Origin of the sequence: Flavobacterium sp. (genome assembly GCF_039932285.1) — a bacterium.
In the GTDB taxonomy this organism is placed as follows: Bacteria; Bacteroidota; Bacteroidia; order Flavobacteriales; family Flavobacteriaceae; genus Flavobacterium.
This window is the reverse complement of sequence record NZ_JBDTQE010000030.1, coordinates 12499-31736: the sequence shown is the minus strand read 5'-3', so window position 1 is coordinate 31736 and position 19238 is coordinate 12499. Positions and strand designations below refer to the sequence as shown.

Below are 19238 nucleotides of genomic sequence, written 5' to 3'. Positions count from 1 at the left end.
TCTATCATTCTTCTTTGTAAAGCTACATGAGTTTTTTGAGTCATAACCCTAAATAACTTCTCTATTTTAGGTAAATTTACATACGCAAATTCTTTATCTTTTTTTGAAATTAAAAGCACTTCACTGTCTTCCAACGCTTCAATAAAAAGTTGCGATGGTATTTCGTTAGTAAAACTATCAATGTCAGTAATCCACCAATTTTCAATGGCGAAATATAGCACTTGTTCAAAACCATTGGTGTCAATATGGAATACTCTAAAAAGTCCTTTTGTAACAAAACCTTCAAATTTGCAAGTTTCACTTTCTCGTAATAAAAATTCTTTTTTTTTGATAGTTTTGCTTTGAAACAAACTGCAAAAATCTGTCAATTCCTTTTGTGAAAGTGAGATGTGTTTTGATATGTTCTGCTTTAAAATTTCTGTCATTTTTGTAGTTTCGCGATAAAATTGCCACTAACATATCGCTTTCTCTATTACATATCACTTAACTTGCTGATTTTAAAATCATTTTTAATCTATAAATCAGTGGCGAACTTCTAAAACTCTACTCAAAACTTTGCATGGTTACCAAGTTAGAATAAGTTCCGTTTATTGCTAAAAGCTCTGTATGTGTTCCTTGTTCTACAATTTCTCCTTTTTTCATCACAATAATGTTATCTGCTTTTTGAATCGTAGATAATCTGTGTGCAATCACAATAGAGGTTCTGTTTTGCATCATGTTTTCTAATGCAATTTGAACAAATTTTTCACTTTCGGTGTCTAATGCTGAGGTTGCTTCGTCGAGAATCATGATTGGAGGGTTTTTCAATACCGCACGAGCGATTGACAAACGTTGTTTTTGTCCGCCAGAAAGTTTGTTTCCTGCATCGCCAATATTGGTTTCAATTCCGTTTGGCAAATTCATGACAAACTCATAAGCATTTGCAATTTTTAGTGCTTCAATCACTTCATCATCGGTAGCATTTTCTTTACCAAGAAGAATGTTGTTTTTTATAGTATCGTTAAAAAGAATTGAATCTTGCGTTACCAATCCCATCAAACCACGAAGCGATTCGAGTTTCATGTCTTTTATGTCAATACCATCAATATTTATAGTTCCTTCATTTACATCGTAAAAACGAGTTAATAAATTAGCAATTGTACTTTTCCCTGAACCAGATTGCCCAACCAAAGCAATAGTTTTTCCTTTTGGAACTGTAATTGAAAAATTCTTTAAAACATTTTCTTCCTCATAACGAAAGTTGATGTTTTTGATTTCAATTTTGTCTTCAAAAGTGTTTTTATCAAGTGCATTTTCTTTATTTGTTATGGTGTTTTCAGTTTCTAAAACTTCAAAAACACGTTGTGCTGCGGCCAATCCATTCTTTACAGCATAAGACGCTTTAGATATCGATTTTGCAGGTGTGAGAATATTGTAAGCCAGTAACATATAGACTAAAAATAAAGAACCTTCTAATGTTTTGTCTACTAAAACCAAGTTTCCACCATACCAAAGTAAAACTGCAATGGTGACGATTCCCATAAACTCACTCATGGGTGAAGCCAAGTTGTTTTTGTTTCCAATACTATTACTCAATTTCAAAAGATTATTTACAGAACCGTAAAACTTATTTTTAAAAGTTGGCTCTGCATTGTAACTTTTTACAACTTTTAAACCACTTAAACTTTCTTCCACTATAGAAATTAAATAACCACTTTCTTCTTGTGCTCGAACGGATTTCGATTTTAAATTTTTACCTATTCTGGAAATAATATAACCAGATATGGGAATAAATATAAAAACAAATAGCGTCAATTTGATACTAATGTTAAACATGGCAATTATTGCAAATACTATGGTTAAAGGTTCTTTGACTATCAATTCTAGAATAGAAAAAAAAGAGTTTTGTACTTCTCCAACATCTCCCAACATTCTAGCCATTACATCTCCTTTTCTTTTTTCAGAATAATAAGAAATGGGTAAGCTAATGATTTTGTCATACATGGTTTTTCTTAAATCACGAAGTACTCCGTTTTTAAGGTGCATAATGTGATAAGAAGCCAAATAGTTGAATAAATTCTTAAATAAAAATGTCACAATAACCAGAAATACAGCAAGTAATAAAGAATATTGAGGTCCGTGTTCTTTGTTTAGAATAGAAATTTGGTAAAATAATAATTCCTTACCATAGCTTACGCTATTGGCAATGCCCGTATATACTGGTTTAGGAAGAATAATAATACTGTCTGTTTTTTTGAATAATACTTCCAGTAAAGGAAACATCGTAATCATTGAAACCGTACTAAATAAGGCATACAAAATATTATAAGTCACATTCCAAAAGATGTGTGATTTATAAGGCTTTGTGTATGGAATTAATTTTACAAGATTTGTATCCATTAGTTTAGGTTCATTGAAACAATGATGTTTTTTATTTTGTTATCTAAATGAGTTTCAGCTTCGGGAACTTCCGAAACGTTTTGTATAGCACAATTTACACTAAAATAAAATTTAATTTTAGGTTCGGTTCCGCTTGGTCTTGCACAAATTTTACTTCCGTCTTCAAGATAGTAAATTAATACATTCGATTTCGGAATGTTTAATGGTTCTATATCATCGGTAAATAAATTTTTTGCTGTCGAATTTTGGTAATCTTCAATAAATACCACACGTTCGCCGTTTATTTCTTTCAATGGATTTTCACGCAAATCGATCATCATTTGTTTAATCTCGTTAGAACCTTCTATTCCTTTTTTGGTTATAGAAATTAAATGTTCTTTATAAAAACCAAAATCGACATACATTTGAAGCAATTCTTGGTATAACGAGCTTCCTTTCTCTTTGGCTTGAGCAGCAATTTCGCAAACTAAAAGTGTAGCGGCCACAGCATCTTTGTCACGAACAGCATCACCCACCATAAATCCGAAACTTTCTTCGCCACCACCTATAAATTTCTGATTTGGAAAATCCTTAATCATTTTGGCAATCCATTTAAAACCTGTCAATCCCACCTTACATTCCACATAATAAGCAGAAGCTAATTCGAGCATCATAGGTGTAGAAACTATGGTTGAACCTATAAATTCTGATCCAGTAATTTTGTTTTGTTTTTTCCATTGTTGCAACAAAAAGTGTGTCATAACAACCATCGTTTGATTTCCGTTTAGTAAAATCAGTTCGCCTTCGGTATTTCTGACGGCAACACCTAATCTGTCCGAATCGGGATCAGTTCCAACTACAATATCAGCATTTGTTTTATCGGCTAGTGCTAGCGCCATAGTTAGTGCTTCTGGTTCTTCAGGATTTGGCGATTTTACAGTTGGAAAATTCCCATCAGGAATAGCTTGTTCGGGAACAATTTGTACATTTTTGTATCCAGCTTTTTCTAAAACATCAGGAATCAATTTTATCGAAGTTCCGTGTAAAGAAGTAAAAACAATTTTTAAATTTTCTTTGGCTGTTGCCGATGTATTAAAACTAGCATTTTCGATAGTCGAACTAATAAAAGCTTCATCAATTTTTATATCAATATATTCAATTAAGTTTTCGTTGGCTTCAAATTTAATTTGGTCATAATTCAATGCATCAATTACTTGAATAATCTCATTATCCTGTGGCGGAACAAGTTGTCCTCCGTCTTCCCAATATACTTTGTATCCATTATATTCTGGCGGATTATGAGAAGCTGTAAGCACAATTCCGGCTTTGCAACCCAAATATTTTACAGCAAAAGACAACTCAGGCGTAGGCCTCATGTCCGAAAACAAGAAAACTTTAATCCCATTTGCCGAAAAAACATTAGCCACCACTTTTGCAAGCGTATCACTATTATGGCGACAATCGTAAGCAATCGCTACTTTTATTTCTTGGTTCGGGAACGATTTGTGTAAATAATCCGATAAACCTTGTGTATTTTTTCCCAACGTATATTGGTTAATTCTGTTGGTTCCAACACCCATAATGCCTCGCATTCCCCCAGTTCCGAACTCGAGATTCTTATAAAAACTATCTTCTAATTCTTTAGGAGAAGAAGTCATCATTTCTTTAATTGCATCTTGTGTTTTACTGTCAAACGTTGGCGTAAGCCAAATATTTACTGCGTCTAATATATTTTGAGGTATGTACATTTTCTTTTCTTTTAGGAGCTAATCCAGCTTTTCACTTCAATCTTTTCTTTTTTAAAGAAAAAAAGAAAAGGATTTCCGCTTCAATCTGGGCTAGTAGTCGTATAATTGAAACTTAACTTTATAAATTTATTTCTGTCGATACTTTGTATCTTTCTTCGTTGTTTTTTGTTCTCAAAATAATTTCTCCAAGAAAACCTGCAAGAAAAAATTGAGTTCCAATAATCATCGTGGTCAACGCTATGTAAAACCAAGGATTATCAGTTACTAATATGGTTTCGTGATGCAAATAAAATAGTTTTATTAGTTTAGAAACGCCAATGTAACCTGCTGATAAAAAACCTATTAGAAACATAACTGTTCCTAAAGCACCAAAAAGATGCATGGGTCTTTTTCCAAATTTAGATAAAAACCAAATTGTAATCAAATCTAGAAAACCGTTTACAAAGCGACTCATTCCAAATTTAGATTCGCCATATTTTCTAGCTTGGTGAATTACAACTTTTTCGCCAATTTTACTAAAACCTGCATTTTTTGCTAAAACAGGAATATAACGGTGCATTTCGCCCGAAACTTCTATGTTTTTTATAACCGTATTTTTGTATGCTTTCAATCCGCAATTAAAATCATTGAGTTGCACACCAGAAGTTTTTCTGGCTGCAGCATTAAATAATTTTGAAGGTAAATTTTTAGTCACAGCATTGTCGTAACGCTTCTTTTTCCAACCTGAAACCAAGTCGTAATTGTCATTTACAATCATATTATATAATCCAGGAATTTCGTCGGGACTGTCTTGCAAATCGGCATCCATAGTGATAATAACATCACCTTGTGCTTTTGCAAAACCAGCATGTAGAGCTTGAGATTTTCCGTAGTTTCTTAAAAAACGAATACCTTTTATATGTGAATTTCTGCTAGACAATTGGTTTATTGTTTCCCAGGAATCATCGGTGCTTCCATCATCTATAAAAATAACCTCATAAGAGAAATTATTCTCAAGCATGACTTTTTCAATCCATGAAGTTAATTCTGGTAACGATTCTTGTTCGTTCAGTAATGGGATTATGATAGATATTTTCACTATTGTGGTAATGCTGATTTAGATTTAAAAAAGGCTGAAAGTATTAGGCCAAATATGGCACTAATTAATATACTGAAAAGTGATCCTTGCAATAATTTGAACACTGAAAACTGGTCATTTTCTTCCAAAGATTTTATAGTATCATTAATTGCTGATGCTGGTGTATTAAATTTTTGTAGCATTTCAACAGTATATTTCATTGTTAATTCTTTGATAGTAGCTTTCGCCGCAGGATCAATAAAGTTAAACAAAATGATATTGAAAGCAACCGAAATAAAAATCCCTATCACTGCCGAAATAAAATATGTAGTAAAAGCATCTTTAAAAGTTAAGCTTCCCATAAATTCTTTTCTAGTTTTTGACAATAAAACAATACCAATAATTATGTACATAGCAATGCTTAAAAAGCCAAGCCATACCGAAGTAAATAATTTTAAATCAATAACATATATTAAGGTTGTTATAAGTACAGAAAGTAAACCAGTTATTATTCCGTATGTAATTCCGTTCTTTTTGACTATTTCATTCATGGTTAATTTCAGTTTAAATTAATTTACAAATATATGAATTATACAACACATACAATTAGTTACTTTAAATGAAAAAAAGTTACACAATAATTTGATTTATAAAAATTAGTTGTACATTTGCACTCTGAAATAAATAAAATTATAAACAAAAAGTTGTGTTGCGTTTATACCTTTTTTAATAAAAGCAGCAAAATAAAACACAGCCATCAATAAAAAGATTACCATGAAAAAAGGAGTTCACCCAGAAAATTACAGATTAGTTGCATTTAAAGACATGTCTAATGAAGATGTTTTTATCTCAAAATCTACAGTAGAAACTAAAGAAACAATCACACACGAAGGTGTTGAATATCCAGTATTTAAAATGGAGATTTCTAGAACTTCTCACCCTTTTTACACAGGTAAATCTAAACTTATTGATACTGCAGGACGTATCGATAAATTTAAAACTAAATATGCTAAACACGTTAAATAATAACTTGTTTGTAGTTATAAAAAAAAACCTTCCAATTCGGAAGGTTTTTTTTAGGGCTATTTTTTGAAAATATAATGTTCCATTTTTATAGAAGTATAATAAAAGGGATAAGTTAATTATGGTAGTTATAATAAATTGTAAATAGAAAAGAGGAGAGATATTTTTCGTATTTATAAAAAAGGAGATTAAATAAAAAAGCTAAAATTCCAGAAATCTAGAATTAACATTGTAAAAATTTATAATGGAATTCGATAATTAATATATTTTGTCCTGTGACAAAAAACATTAAATGAAAAAGGTAGTATAAAATATTATACTACCTTTTTCATTTAATAAATAGGTTTATACTATTTTGAATTTAATTTTTAATGATTCTATTTATTACTATTCCTTCTTCGGAAATAATTTTAAATATATATGTACCATTACTTAAATTACTAATGTCAATTTTATTTGAATTATTATTTAGTTTGCTACTACTAACTAATCTTCCAACAGAATCTATTATTTCTAAATTAGTAAAATTTGAAAAATTATACTCTATTGTAATAATGTTTTTTGCAGGATTAGGATAGATATTAATTTTTGAATTAATAAAAAAAGTAGTATTTGCTAATACTCCATAACTGGCTTTAACAGATAATTGTTTTACTGTACCACTACAAGGGTCTCCAAAAACAGTGTTTGTAGCTGCAATAGTGAATGAATTATTGCCTAATGCTAATGCTTCAACTTTAGATTTACTAGTGTTAGAATGACAGCCTGAAATAGCTAAATCATTTGTGGCACAAGAACCAGATGGTGTGCCATAACTTGCAAAATCTATCGAAGTAATTACTTGTCCAACAGGAGCAGTTAGAGTTAAATTTTGATTTTCATTTACAGTACCACAAATTGTTTGCGAATTAGTGCTGATAGAAATAATAAAAGAAAAGATAATAAAATAATAATTTTTTTTCATTGTTTGAATTTTCAGGTTTTTTTAAAATGGGTGCAAAAGTAGTTGTTCTTAATATAATAACAGGAGTTTTTTATGTTAAGAAAAGATTAATACTTATAATAAAACCTAATTTTAGTAATTCTAAAAACCGTTTCGCTATATTGTTCTAAAAATTCAAATTTATTTCTTCCAGGTTCTTGTAAACTAATAATATTTTTAGCAGAAATTTCGAAGTACATTTTTTCGCTTTCAAACATAAATCGCTCACCGTTATTTCTATAAGCCGAACGAATAAGGACAAATTCAGATAAATTCCAAGTAATAAAATCAGGATTATTCTCTTCTGATTGACAATACAAACCTTCTGTTATTTCGGTTTTACAACCATAATATTTTTCGATATTTTCGAAAAAATGAATTATTTTCTGATTTGTTTCTTCTGAAGTCATATTGTAAAGATATAATTTTTTGCAAAAAAAAATCGTTTCAAATTTTGAAACGATTTCTGTTATAACTTATAATCTAATTCCTGGCGGAAGTAATTCTTTATACACTGGATTTTTCTTAAAAAACAATACAATTTTAGGTAAAATAGGAACTACTTTTAGCTTTCGTTCGATAGCGATTGACATAATTTTTTTTAATAAATCGGAAATAAAATCCTCATCAGTAAAATTTTCAGGAGTATTCAAACGAGTTAAAAATATCTTTTTTTCCTGAAAAGAATATTCAACTGAAATTAATTGTCCATTTAATGTGGTTTCAAATTGCCTAGAAAACGTATTGTCTTTAATTTCCATATTTTAAAAAAATATAATATTAACTATACATGCAAGTCAATAAAAATGAATTATTTTTATACAAAAATAGGAAAAATAAACCGTTTTTGCTAAATTAATGTTAAGTAATGAGTAAAGTTCATATATATTTTATGCCAGGTTTGGCAGCAAGTTCTTCAATATTTGAAAAAATAAAATTGCCCGTAGATGTTTTTGAAATCCATTTGCTGGATTGGATAATGCCTGAAAAGTCCGAAACTTTGACGGAGTATGCTGAGCGTATGTCGAAATTTGTAAAACATGACAAAGCGGTTCTAATTGGCGTTTCTTTTGGTGGAATTTTAGTCCAAGAAATGGCCCAGTTTTTGGACTTAAGAAAAATAATTATTATTTCGAGTGTGAAATCTAATAAGGAATTGCCAAGCCGAATGAAAATAGCTAAAACTACTAAAGCATATAAACTAATTCCTACGAGTTTACTTGCGAATGTAGAAACGCTTACAAAATATGCTTTTGGAACAATGATTAAAGAAAGATTGAAGTTGTATAAAAAATATCTAACCATGAAGGATAAAGCTTATTTAGACTGGGCTATAGAACAAGTGGTGTGTTGGGAAAGAACGATTGCAGATAAGAATGTAATTCACATTCATGGAGACAACGATAGCGTTTTTCCGGTTCAGAATATTAAGGAATATATAAATGTAAATGCAGGAACACATATCATGATTGTAAACAGATACAAATGGTTTAACGAGAATTTACCAGATATAATTCTGAAATAAAAGATTTATATTAATACTTTTACTTTTTACAGACAAAACATGAAAATTATAAAAAAGATAGTAATTGTTTTTACAATTATTTTAGCAAGCGGATTTCTAATTTTTGCAACAACATATAACAGAAACTCAAGTGTTGGAATAAATAATCATTTTCTAAATGAAATAGATTTTGCTGGAGAAAAAACACCTTTAAATATTTATGATGTCCGTGAGCGAATGGATAGAGAATTGCTAATAAATGAAAATTTGCATTCATCAACAATACTTATATTAAAAAGAGCGAATAAAGCTTTCCCAATTATCGAACCTATTTTGGCAAAATATAACGTTCCAGATGATTTTAAATATTTAGCTGTTATAGAAAGTTCTCTTGTTAATGCAGTTTCTCCTGCTGGAGCACGTGGTGTTTGGCAATTTATGCCTGAAACAGCTCGTGAAAAAGGAATAGAAGTTTCTGAAACTGTAGACGAACGCTATCATCTAGAAAAATCAACTGAAGCTGCATGTAAATATTTACTTTTGGCCAAAGAAAAATTAGGGTCTTGGACGCTTGCTGCTGCATCATACAACGGAGGAATGTCCGGAGTATCAAGCCAAATGGGTTTTCAACAAGTGGATAATTACTATGACTTGTTGTTGAATGACGAAACTTCTAGGTATGTTTTTAGGATTTTAGCATTAAAAGAAATTATGAAAAATCCAATTTTGTATGGTTTTAATATTCAAAAAGAAGAATTATATGTTAACCTTCCTACTCGACAAATAGAAGTAGATAGCACAATAGCTAATCTTGCCACTTTTGCAAAAACACAAGGAATTAACTATAAGATTTTGAAATATTATAATCCTTGGTTACGTGATAAAAAATTAGATAACCCTGCGAAAAAGAAATACAAAATAGAAATACCTATCGAAGGTTACTGAAAAAATAAATTTATGAAAAGTATGACAATAATAATATCATTAATAATAATTGGTTTATTAGCAGGAGCTCTTAGCGGTTTAGTTGGCGTAGGCGGAGGAATTATAATGGTACCACTTTTGGTTTTGTTTCTAGGATTCAACCAATTTCAGGCACAAGGTACAAGTTTAGCGGTGTTATTGGTTCCAACTACAGCTATAGCAGTTTTTAATTATTATAAACAGGGTTATGTTAACTGGAAATTTGCACTTATAATTGCGGTGTTTTTTCTTGTAGGTAGTTTTTTTGGAAGTAAATTAGCATTAAGTTTAGATCAAAAAATGCTAAAAAAAGTATTTAGTATTGTGCTTATAATTATTGCAGGAAAAATGCTGTTAGAAAAATAATTAATTTGTAGATAATTGTTCTTTCGAGATATTTTTCTCAATAAGCAAACTTCCTAAACCTTCTCTAAAATTATTATAGTTCATCGTATAAGCTTTTACATAAGAGCTTTTATTGTCTGGTTGTGCGCCGCCACGTTTTATATTAATTACTTTTAATTTTTCGTCTAAAAAGTAGGAAGTAGGAAAACCTAGAGTATGTTTTAAATTGGCAACAATACTTGCGTCGTTTTTATATGATTCGTTCGCATAGCAAACAGTTATGTTGTGATTAAATTTTCTAGCGATTTTCTTAACAGTATGTTTTTTGTCCCAAAAAAGAATGACAAATTGCACATCATTAGCATATTTTTGAGCTAATTTATTTAGTGCAGGAATTTCCCCTTTACTAGGAATACACCAAGAAGCATAAGTTAAAATGAATATTGGTTTATTAAAAGAACTTAATTTTATTTTCTTTTTATCAAAACTTTTAATTGTATAGTCTTCAAAATCAGTTCCTATTAAGTGATTTGAAACCAAAGAATCAAACAAAATTTGACCTTTTTCTGAATCATTATTTTCAAAAGCTTGATTGCTCTCAAGGTTGTATTTTTTTATGTTCGTTTTTATAACATAATTAAAACTATTCTTATTTTCCTGACAATTTGCAGAAAAGATAAAAATAAAACTTAGTATTGTTATATGTAGAATTTTCATACTTTTAATTTTTGGATCGTAAAGGTATAAAGTTATGTTGCTGATAATCAATATAATCGATTAAAAGTATAAAAACTCGACCAGAAACCTAAAAAGCACAAAAAAAACCACGCTAAGTAGCGTGGTTTCTGATATATTTAACAAATGTTAAATCTTTTTCATCTGATCTTTCATCATCTTTATTTGATCTTTTAGCATATTCTGCTTGTCTAATTTTTTAACTTCAGTTAATAAATTTGTAGCTTCAATTTTACGTCTTCTGCTCAAAGCAATTCCTGCCAAATTCAGTTTTGCAAGTGCTAAATCCTGATCCATATTTAAACCTAAGCTAATCGCTTTCTTAAAATATTTCTCTGCTTGAATTAAATTTGTTTGTGAAAGCATTAATCCGTGCAAATAATTAAAATAACCTTGTTGTTTTTGTACTAAAGCCGTTTCTGGATTTTTAATCTTATCTAACCAACTTTTTGCACCATCAAAATCTTGTTTTCTTAGTTTTAAGAAAGCCAAAAGGATAAATTCGTTTTTAAAATATAAGAAAATAGGAAGAGCAGACAATAAAATAAGAAAAATGCCATTTCCAATATTTCCTTCTGTAAATTGCCAAATACCAGTAAATATAATCAGAGCAGCTATTACAAGCTTAATATTTCTATGAAACATAGTAGTGTTTTTATAATGAATGGCAAATATAGTAAAACAATTAAATATTTTTTATAAAACCACTTGCAAGAAAAAAAAATCATTGTATATTTGCACTCGGTTTGAAAGAAACCTACAACAAGATATTTATACAAGAATTTAAAGATACACAAAATGAGCAAAAGAACGTTCCAACCATCGAAAAGAAAAAGAAGAAACAAACACGGATTCATGGACAGAATGGCTTCTGCAAATGGAAGAAAAGTTTTGGCTCGTCGTCGTGCTAAAGGAAGACATAAATTGACTGTTTCTTGCGAACCAAGACACAAAAAATAATGATTTAACAATCAATATAAAGCCGTTACTTTTATTAGTAGCGGCTTTTTTTTAAACCTGTTCATAAATATTAATAAATTTTTGAAGCTATTTCCCGCTATTCACTTCAATCTTTTTATTTTTAAAGAAAAAACAAAAAGGATTTCCGTTTCTATCTGGGCTAGGGCTAATTATTTAGAATTCAACACACAACTAACTACAACTACACAATGCCAAAAGACAATTCAATAAAATCGGTTTTAATTATAGGTTCAGGACCAATCGTAATCGGGCAAGCCTGCGAATTTGATTATGCAGGATCACAATCGGCACGTTCTATTCGTGAAGAAGGAATTGAAGTAATTCTTATCAATTCCAATCCGGCAACCATCATGACCGATCCAAGTATGGCGGACCATGTATATTTGTTACCACTCACGACCAAATCTATCATTCAAATCCTAAAAGAACATCCACAAATTGATGCAGTTTTGCCAACAATGGGTGGGCAAACTGCCTTAAACCTTTGTTTAGAAGCTGACGAGAAAGGAATTTGGGAAGATTTTAATGTAAGACTAATTGGTGTCGATGTAAATGCTATCGAAATTACCGAAGACCGAGAAAAATTTAAACAATTGCTCAAAAAAATAAATATTCCTTCGGCTCCTGCTGAAATTTGTACTTCTTTTCTTCGTGGAAAAGAAATTGCACAGGAATTTGGTTTTCCGTTAGTAATTCGTCCTTCATTTACATTAGGAGGAACAGGAGCAGCGATTGTTTACAAAAAAGAAGATTTTGACGAAAAACTAACCTACGGATTAGAAATGTCACCTATTCACGAAGTACTTATAGACAAAGCATTAATGGGTTGGAAAGAATATGAATTAGAATTACTTCGTGATAAAAATGACAACGTAGTCATTATTTGTACAATCGAAAATATGGATCCAATGGGGATTCATACAGGAGATTCAATTACAGTAGCGCCAGCGATGACTTTGTCAGACACGACATTTCAAAAAATGCGTGATATGGCTATTTTGATGATGCGAAGTATCGGTAATTTTGCAGGAGGTTGTAATGTGCAATTTGCCGTTTCGCCAGACGATAAAGAAGATATTGTAGCTATCGAAATAAACCCTCGTGTGTCACGTTCATCAGCATTAGCATCTAAAGCAACTGGTTATCCAATTGCAAAAATTGCTTCAAAACTAGCTTTGGGTTATCATTTAGATGAACTTCAAAATCAAATTACAAAATCTACTTCAGCACTTTTCGAGCCGACTTTAGATTATGTGATTGTAAAAATTCCTCGTTGGAATTTCGATAAATTTGAAGGAGCCGACCGAACTTTAGGACTTCAAATGAAATCGGTTGGAGAAGTTATGGGAATTGGACGTTCGTTTCAAGAAGCTTTGCACAAAGCAACACAATCGCTTGAAATTAAAAGAAATGGGTTGGGAGCAGACGGAAAAGGATATAAAAATTACGAACAGATTATCGACAAACTAACGCATGCTAGTTGGGATCGCGTTTTTGTAATTTATGATGCTATTGCTTTAGGAATTCCACTTTCTAGAATTCATGAAATAACCAAAATCGACATGTGGTTCTTGAAACAATATGAAGAATTATTTCAATTAGAAAAAGAAATTTCTAACTTTAAAATTGATACTTTACCCAAAGATTTATTACTTGAAGCAAAGCAAAAAGGATACGGCGATAGACAAATAGCACACATGTTGGGGTGTTTGGAAAGTCAGGTTTATAAGCTTCGGGAAGATCAAAACATCAATCGAGTTTATAAATTAGTAGATACCTGTGCCGCCGAATTTAAAGCATTAACACCTTATTATTACTCTACTTTTGAAGCCGAAATAGAGAAGCCAAACGGCGAAAAATATGTTCATAACGAAAGTATTGTAACCGATAAAAAGAAAGTTGTCGTTTTGGGTTCAGGTCCAAACAGAATTGGACAAGGTATAGAATTTGATTATTCTTGTGTTCACGGCGTTTTAGCCGCCAAAGAATGTGGTTACGAAACAATCATGATCAATTGTAACCCAGAAACCGTTTCTACCGATTTTGATACGGCTGATAAATTGTATTTTGAACCCGTTTTTTGGGAACATATTTATGATATTATCCGACATGAAAAACCAGAAGGCGTAATTGTTCAATTGGGAGGACAGACCGCTTTAAAATTAGCAGAGAAATTATCAAAATACGGAATTAAAATTCTTGGAACTTCGTTTGATGCTTTAGATTTAGCCGAAGATAGAGGTCGTTTTTCAGAATTATTAACAGAACTTAAAATTCCGTTTCCACAATTTGGAATTGCTGAAAATGCAGATCAAGCAAGCGCTTTGGCTGATGTTTTAGATTTTCCATTATTGGTTCGTCCATCGTATGTATTAGGAGGGCAAGGAATGAAAATTGTTATAAACAAACAAGAACTAGAAGAGCATGTAATCGATTTATTGAAAAATATTCCAGGTAATAAATTGTTGCTGGATCATTATCTTGATGGTGCAATTGAAGCAGAAGCCGATGCTATTTGCGATGGTGAAAATGTTTATATCATTGGAATTATGGAACACATCGAACCTTGCGGAATACATTCAGGGGATTCCAACGCAACTTTGCCACCATTTAATTTGGGTGAATTTGTAATGCAACAAATAAAAGACCATACCAAGAAAATTGCTTTAGCCTTGCGAACAGTTGGTTTAATTAACATTCAATTTGCTATAAAAGATGATATTGTTTATATAATTGAAGCCAACCCAAGAGCATCGAGAACGGTTCCGTTTATTGCAAAAGCTTATGGCGAACCTTATGTGAATTATGCCACAAAAGTAATGTTGGGACACAATAAAGTAACCGATTTTACCTTTAATCCTCAGCTTAAAGGTTACGCCATTAAACAACCTGTCTTTTCTTTTGGTAAATTCCAGAATGTGAACAAAGCCCTTGGTCCTGAAATGAAATCTACGGGAGAAAGCATTTTGTTTATTGATGATTTAAAAGACGATCAGTTTTATGAATTGTACAGTAGAAGAAAAATGTATTTGAGTAAATAGATTTTTTAAATGATTTTACTTTTGATAAAACCAAAAAGTCCTTAATAACAGTTATACAAGTTATTTATAAACACCCCAAAGAAGAGTTTGATGATACATCAAGCTCTTTTTTTTGTTTTAAAATTTTACCTAATTATACATTAATGGAAGGATATATTGTAACAATACACTTTGTACTGTTAAAAAAAACAAAACAAATGTCGATTTTCCATAATTCATGTTGATAATCATTACTAGCAGCCTGCAAAATCAATATACTTTTGAAGTGTTGAACAATGATAGTATAAAAAGCAAAGATTAAACCTAAACAAAATAATTTTTTTTAATTCAATTAATTACTGCTTTTTTTAACATTGAAATTACAGTTTTACAACAATAAAATTAGAACTAACCAATAAACCAACCCATTATGAAACCACAAAAAATACCCGTCACAATTCGCTAGTTTAAAATATACAACTAGCTAACCCAAAAACCAACAAAAGGCGCAACCCGAAAAGCCTAATATAGAGTAGGGAAAATTAATAAATTATATTATGAAAATATTTAAATTGAAATATTTAGCATTTGCTTTGATAATTTTATTACAATGGTCTTGCCAAAATGAAGAAGTTACAAAAAGTAATTCAGTAGCAATTGATACTCAAAACCAATTTTCAGACAAAATTTGTGCATCGCAAGAATTATTAGAACAACAACTTAAAGACGATCCGGCTATGGCTACCAGAATGAATGAAATTGAAGCATTTACTAAAAATTATATAAAAAATAATCCTAATGCTGAACTATTAGCAGGAAATCTTGTTATCCCTGTACAGGTTAATGTTTTGTATAATAATAGTGCTGAAAATGTGTCTTGGAATCAAATACAATCACAAATAGATGTATTAAACAAAGATTTTAAAGCTTTAAATACTGATTATAATACTGTACCTGCTTTCTTCCAGTCAAAACGAGCTAATATTGGTATTACTTTTACTTTAAATCCCACCATACAAAGAAAGTTAACAACAAATACAACCTGGCCTTCTGGTTATACAATGATGCGAACAGACACAGGCGGTATAGCTACAAAAGAACCATCAAAAAATTTGAATATTTATGTATGTGATCTTACTATAAATGGTTTAGCAACAAGTCCAGGTGCCGCAGGAAATCCATTAGATGGAGTTGTAATAGATTACCAACAGTTTGGTACATTGGGCTCAGCAACAGCTGGTAATTTAGGCAGAACAGGTTCGCATGAAGTAGGACATTGGATGGGTTTGAAGCACATTTGGGGTGATGCAAATTGTGGTGACGATTCAGTAGCAGATACACCTGTTCATAACTCACCTAACTATGGTAATCCAATTTACCCACATTATAGTACATGCGCAGGGACTCCTATAGAAATGACTATGAACTACATGGATTATACAGGAAATAATAGATATATGTTTTCACTGGGTCAAAAGACTAAGATAGATGCTACTTTTGCAGTTGGTGGTCCGAGAGCGTCTTTTAGAAATTAGTTTATTCAGCAAAATTTGTTAATAATAAAAGTGGTGTTTTGGTAAAAAACCGACTCAATTTTTTTTGAGTCGGTTTTAGTCATAAATAATGATGTTGCTTTTACTGTAATTTTTTTTATACTTTAGTTACTAAATTCAGTACTATGAAACAATTTGTTTTTCTATTTATTTTACTCTTTACAGACACTAGTTTTTCGCAAGAAAAAATTAATTTACTGAAAGTAGATAGCTTATTGTTGGTTTTAAACGATGAAACCCGAGACATTTACAAAATAAATACTTACCAATCCATTTGTGAAGAATACTGGGATCGAGACATAAAAAAAATACAGTTTTATAATAAAAAAATACTGCAATTAGCCAAAAAAAATAACTTTAATCGTGGTTTAGGTTTGTATTATTTGAATCAAACTTTGATTGATGAGTTTTTGGGTAAAGAACGCTTTGCATTAGCAAAAAAAACATCCAATATTTTTTTATCCTGCAAAGATTATAAGAATTACTTAATTTCATGTCATAATTTAGGACTTGCTTATTTGTCTAAATCGAATTTTAAAGAAGCTAAAAAAATAATAGCCAGCAGTTTACAATTGGCATCAAAAACAAAATATTATAATGAAATAGCCAACTTGCATCGTCTTATGGGTCAAGTAAACTTTTACGAATATAATTTAAAAGAGTCTTTAAAAAATTATAAAATTGCTTTAAAATATTACAACTTTGATAAAAAAAAATCTAGAGATAAAGCCAAATTATATTCTTATTTTGCCCAAATTTCTACCACATTTAATAAATTTAAAGAGGCTCGTTACTATCTAAATTTAGCCTCTGAAAATGCAACAGTAATGGATATTAACATTTCAAATGCTCTTATATTGATAAGAGAGGAAAAATATGAAAAAGCTTTGCAAATTTTGCTTAAAAATAAAAAGACCAGCATGTCAGCAGAAAATTGTTATAGAAATACTTCTCTTATTGCTTCCATTTATGGATATCAAAAAAAAGACAATATATATATATTAAAATACTAGAAAAAGAAGTAGAAAACACAGATGTTATTTATAGAAAATTACAAAATTATAATGGACTAAGCCGGAGTTTTTTGCGATTAAAAAATGTTGAAAAAGCAGTTTATTACAATAATAAATCGTTAGTTTTAGTGGATTCTATTGAAAATAGTTTATACCTCAAAGGAGCTATTTATTTTACTAAATCTGAAATTGAAGCAAGCAAAGGTAATTTTAAAGCCGCTTATAATGCATCTGTTGAGTATGAAAAAATAAATGAACTAGATAATGATAGGGCTTTACAAAATAAGCTATTTGAATTACAAAATGATTTTGATTTGCTTGAAAAAAACAGCCAGATAAAGCAATTAAAATTACAACAATTAAAAAAACAAACAGAAATTACTTTAAAAAATAATTACATAATCTATATTTCTTTAGCACTTTGCATTGCAATACTTTCTGTAGCATTTTATTTAAGCAGTTATAAAACTATTAGAAAAAAGAATGGCATTATTGAAGCCGAAAAGTTACTGGTTAAAAAATCACTTATTGAAAAAGAAACGCTACTTAAAGAAATTCATCATCGGGTAAAAAACAATATGCAACTCGTGATTAGTTTATTAAAAATTCAAGCGTCGGATACTAACCTTCAAAACATTGAAAATTTTATAGAAATAAGCGAAAACAGGATACGTTCGATGGCATTAATTCACGAATTTTTATATGAGTCAGATAACATAAACTACATTAATTTTGAAAATTATTTAAAAAGATTGTGTGCATCTATTTCGGCTTCCTTTTCTGGATTGAGCCATATTAAAATAGAAACATTTGTTGAGCAAACCAATTTTGACATTGAAACTGCAATACCATTAGGTCTTATTATTAATGAGTTGGTTTTAAATGCTTACAAACACGCTTTTATTGGCAAAAATCAAGGGATTATAAAAATAAAATTATTACAAAAAAATAAATTATACCAATTAATTATACACGATGATGGTTTAGGTATAAATCAAGCCAAAATGACGGGTAAAAGTACTGGTTTAAAAATTGTGAAGTTATTGGTTTCGCAAATAAGAGGTATAATAGAAATTGAAAATAACTTAGGAACCACTTTTACCATCACTTTTACTGAAATAAAAATTTAATTAAATGAACAATAAAATTATAATTGTAGAAGACGAGCTACTCATAGCCTTGGATACGCAAGTTACACTAGAAAAGCAAGGATATGAAGTGATTATAGATGTAACTTCTGTTGAACAAGCAATAGAAAGCATTGAAGAACATAATCCTGCGTTGGTTTTAATAGACATTAATTTAAATAGAACCAAAGACGGAACGCACCTTGGGCGGTATTTGTTGCAAAAAGATGCTATTCCGTATATTTATATTACATCTTATGCAGATAAAGTTACCCTAGATCAAGTTATTGCTACTAGACCACACGGTTACTTGGTAAAACCATTTAAAAGTGATGATTTGAAAGCAACAATTGCAGTTGTTTTGAATAATTATTACCACAAAAAAATAGATACAATTCGCAACGATGAAAATAAAAATGATTCGGTGCCCTATCGAATTAGAAAAGTAATTGATTACATTAATTCTAATTTGGAAAAAAAAATAGTAGTAGACGAATTAGTAGCATTGACTGAATGGCAAAAAGACCATTTTATTCGACTCTTTTCAAAATACTTATCCGTTACACCTTATCAGTATATCATCAGTAGAAGAATAGAAAAATCGAAATCATTTCTTAAAGAAACAAAATTATCAGTATCCGATATTGCTTTTGAAGTTGGTTTTGAAAGCAATAGTACTTTTTACCAAGCTTTTAAAAAAAATGAAGGAAACACACCAGAAAATTTCAGAAAAAAGTACCTAAAATAAGTTGTATTTGCCGTAATCCAAAAGTTGCTGCTTTAAAAAGTTAAAAGGATATGCCATTAAACAACCTGTCTTTTCTTTTAG

At 30.2% G+C, this 19238-nt stretch carries 20 protein-coding genes; 10 read left to right on the top strand and 10 right to left on the bottom strand.

What is annotated here, in order from left to right; translation table 11 throughout:
• The 5 genes from ABI549_RS07420 to ABI549_RS07400 all read right to left on the bottom strand — a co-directional run.
• Positions 1-425: cyclic nucleotide-binding domain-containing protein (locus ABI549_RS07420; protein ID WP_348075827.1), on the bottom strand; the 425-nt coding region annotated here is incomplete at its 3' end.
• 118 nt (positions 426-543) lie between these two features.
• Positions 544-2379 carry an ABC transporter ATP-binding protein gene (locus tag ABI549_RS07415; RefSeq protein ID WP_348075826.1) on the bottom strand — a complete coding sequence of 612 codons (1836 nt, stop codon included), beginning with the start codon at positions 2377-2379 and terminating at the stop codon, positions 544-546.
• The gene (locus ABI549_RS07410; protein WP_348075825.1) at positions 2379-4106 is read right to left on the bottom strand and encodes a phospho-sugar mutase; all 1728 of its coding nucleotides are present in this window, start codon (positions 4104-4106) and stop codon (positions 2379-2381) included. Before ABI549_RS07410 ends, ABI549_RS07415 begins: the two co-directional genes overlap by 1 nt.
• A gap of 118 nt (positions 4107-4224) precedes the next feature.
• Positions 4225-5184 carry a glycosyltransferase family 2 protein gene (locus ABI549_RS07405; protein WP_348075824.1) on the bottom strand — a complete coding sequence of 320 codons (960 nt, stop codon included), beginning with the start codon at positions 5182-5184 and terminating at the stop codon, positions 4225-4227.
• Complete coding sequence (locus ABI549_RS07400; protein WP_348075823.1) at positions 5184-5714, bottom strand: DUF4199 domain-containing protein; 531 nt, start codon at positions 5712-5714, stop codon at positions 5184-5186. The genes ABI549_RS07405 and ABI549_RS07400 overlap by 1 nt, the downstream gene beginning before the upstream one ends.
• 223 nt (positions 5715-5937) lie before the next feature.
• Here ABI549_RS07400 and ABI549_RS07395 point away from each other — a divergent pair, with 223 nt between their 5' ends.
• Positions 5938-6189 carry a type B 50S ribosomal protein L31 gene (locus tag ABI549_RS07395; RefSeq protein WP_348075822.1) on the top strand — a complete coding sequence of 84 codons (252 nt, stop codon included), beginning with the start codon at positions 5938-5940 and terminating at the stop codon, positions 6187-6189.
• Positions 6190-6547: 358 nt separating this feature from the next.
• On the opposite strand, the gene ABI549_RS07390 is transcribed toward ABI549_RS07395, so the two are convergent.
• The 3 genes from ABI549_RS07390 to ABI549_RS07380 all read right to left on the bottom strand — a co-directional run bounded on the left by ABI549_RS07390 (position 6548) and on the right by ABI549_RS07380 (position 7929).
• Complete coding sequence (locus ABI549_RS07390; RefSeq protein ID WP_348075821.1) at positions 6548-7150, bottom strand: T9SS type A sorting domain-containing protein; 603 nt, start codon at positions 7148-7150, stop codon at positions 6548-6550.
• 86 nt (positions 7151-7236) lie between these two features.
• The gene (locus ABI549_RS07385) at positions 7237-7578 is read right to left on the bottom strand and encodes a hypothetical protein (protein WP_348075820.1); all 342 of its coding nucleotides are present in this window, start codon (positions 7576-7578) and stop codon (positions 7237-7239) included.
• A gap of 66 nt (positions 7579-7644) precedes the next feature.
• A complete protein-coding gene (locus ABI549_RS07380) occupies positions 7645-7929 on the bottom strand; it encodes an N-acetyltransferase (protein WP_348075819.1) in 285 nt (94 codons plus the stop codon).
• Between the two features lie 107 nt (positions 7930-8036).
• Between ABI549_RS07380 and ABI549_RS07375 the strand changes: the two genes are divergently transcribed.
• Genes ABI549_RS07375 through ABI549_RS07365 form a run of 3 tightly spaced genes read left to right on the top strand, consistent with a single transcriptional unit; the run spans position 8037 to position 10001 of the window.
• A complete protein-coding gene (locus ABI549_RS07375) occupies positions 8037-8693 on the top strand; it encodes an alpha/beta hydrolase (protein WP_348075818.1) in 657 nt (218 codons plus the stop codon).
• Between the two features lie 39 nt (positions 8694-8732).
• On the top strand, positions 8733-9617 hold the full coding sequence (locus ABI549_RS07370) for a lytic transglycosylase domain-containing protein (RefSeq protein WP_348075817.1): 885 nt from the start codon (positions 8733-8735) through the stop codon (positions 9615-9617).
• A 12-nt stretch (positions 9618-9629) separates the two neighbouring features.
• On the top strand, positions 9630-10001 hold the full coding sequence (locus ABI549_RS07365; RefSeq protein WP_348075816.1) for a sulfite exporter TauE/SafE family protein: 372 nt from the start codon (positions 9630-9632) through the stop codon (positions 9999-10001).
• Here the strand turns inward: ABI549_RS07365 and ABI549_RS07360 are convergent, their stop codons facing one another.
• Complete coding sequence (locus ABI549_RS07360; protein WP_348075815.1) at positions 10002-10697, bottom strand: TlpA disulfide reductase family protein; 696 nt, start codon at positions 10695-10697, stop codon at positions 10002-10004. It abuts the gene before it with no gap.
• A 147-nt stretch (positions 10698-10844) separates the two neighbouring features.
• Positions 10845-11360 carry a DUF2892 domain-containing protein gene (locus tag ABI549_RS07355; RefSeq protein ID WP_348075814.1) on the bottom strand — a complete coding sequence of 172 codons (516 nt, stop codon included), beginning with the start codon at positions 11358-11360 and terminating at the stop codon, positions 10845-10847.
• A gap of 153 nt (positions 11361-11513) precedes the next feature.
• On the opposite strand from ABI549_RS07355, the gene rpmH reads away from it, so the two are divergent.
• The 6 genes from rpmH to ABI549_RS07325 all read left to right on the top strand — a co-directional run bounded on the left by rpmH (position 11514) and on the right by ABI549_RS07325 (position 19157).
• Complete coding sequence (gene rpmH, locus ABI549_RS07350; RefSeq protein ID WP_007136275.1) at positions 11514-11675, top strand: 50S ribosomal protein L34; 162 nt, start codon at positions 11514-11516, stop codon at positions 11673-11675.
• Between the two features lie 209 nt (positions 11676-11884).
• Positions 11885-14737 carry a carbamoyl-phosphate synthase large subunit gene (gene carB / locus ABI549_RS07345; RefSeq protein ID WP_348075813.1) on the top strand — a complete coding sequence of 951 codons (2853 nt, stop codon included), beginning with the start codon at positions 11885-11887 and terminating at the stop codon, positions 14735-14737.
• A gap of 536 nt (positions 14738-15273) precedes the next feature.
• Positions 15274-16251, top strand: coding sequence for a M43 family zinc metalloprotease (locus tag ABI549_RS07340; RefSeq protein WP_348075812.1), 978 nt, complete (start codon positions 15274-15276; stop codon positions 16249-16251).
• A 143-nt stretch (positions 16252-16394) separates the two neighbouring features.
• A complete protein-coding gene (locus ABI549_RS07335; protein WP_348075811.1) occupies positions 16395-17282 on the top strand; it encodes a hypothetical protein in 888 nt (295 codons plus the stop codon).
• Between the two features lie 71 nt (positions 17283-17353).
• Positions 17354-18412 carry a sensor histidine kinase gene (locus ABI549_RS07330; RefSeq protein WP_348075810.1) on the top strand — a complete coding sequence of 353 codons (1059 nt, stop codon included), beginning with the start codon at positions 17354-17356 and terminating at the stop codon, positions 18410-18412.
• Between the two features lie 4 nt (positions 18413-18416).
• Entirely contained in the window at positions 18417-19157 is a 741-nt protein-coding gene (locus tag ABI549_RS07325; RefSeq protein WP_348075809.1) for a response regulator transcription factor, read from the top strand.
• The last annotated feature ends 81 nt before the right edge of the window (positions 19158-19238 follow it).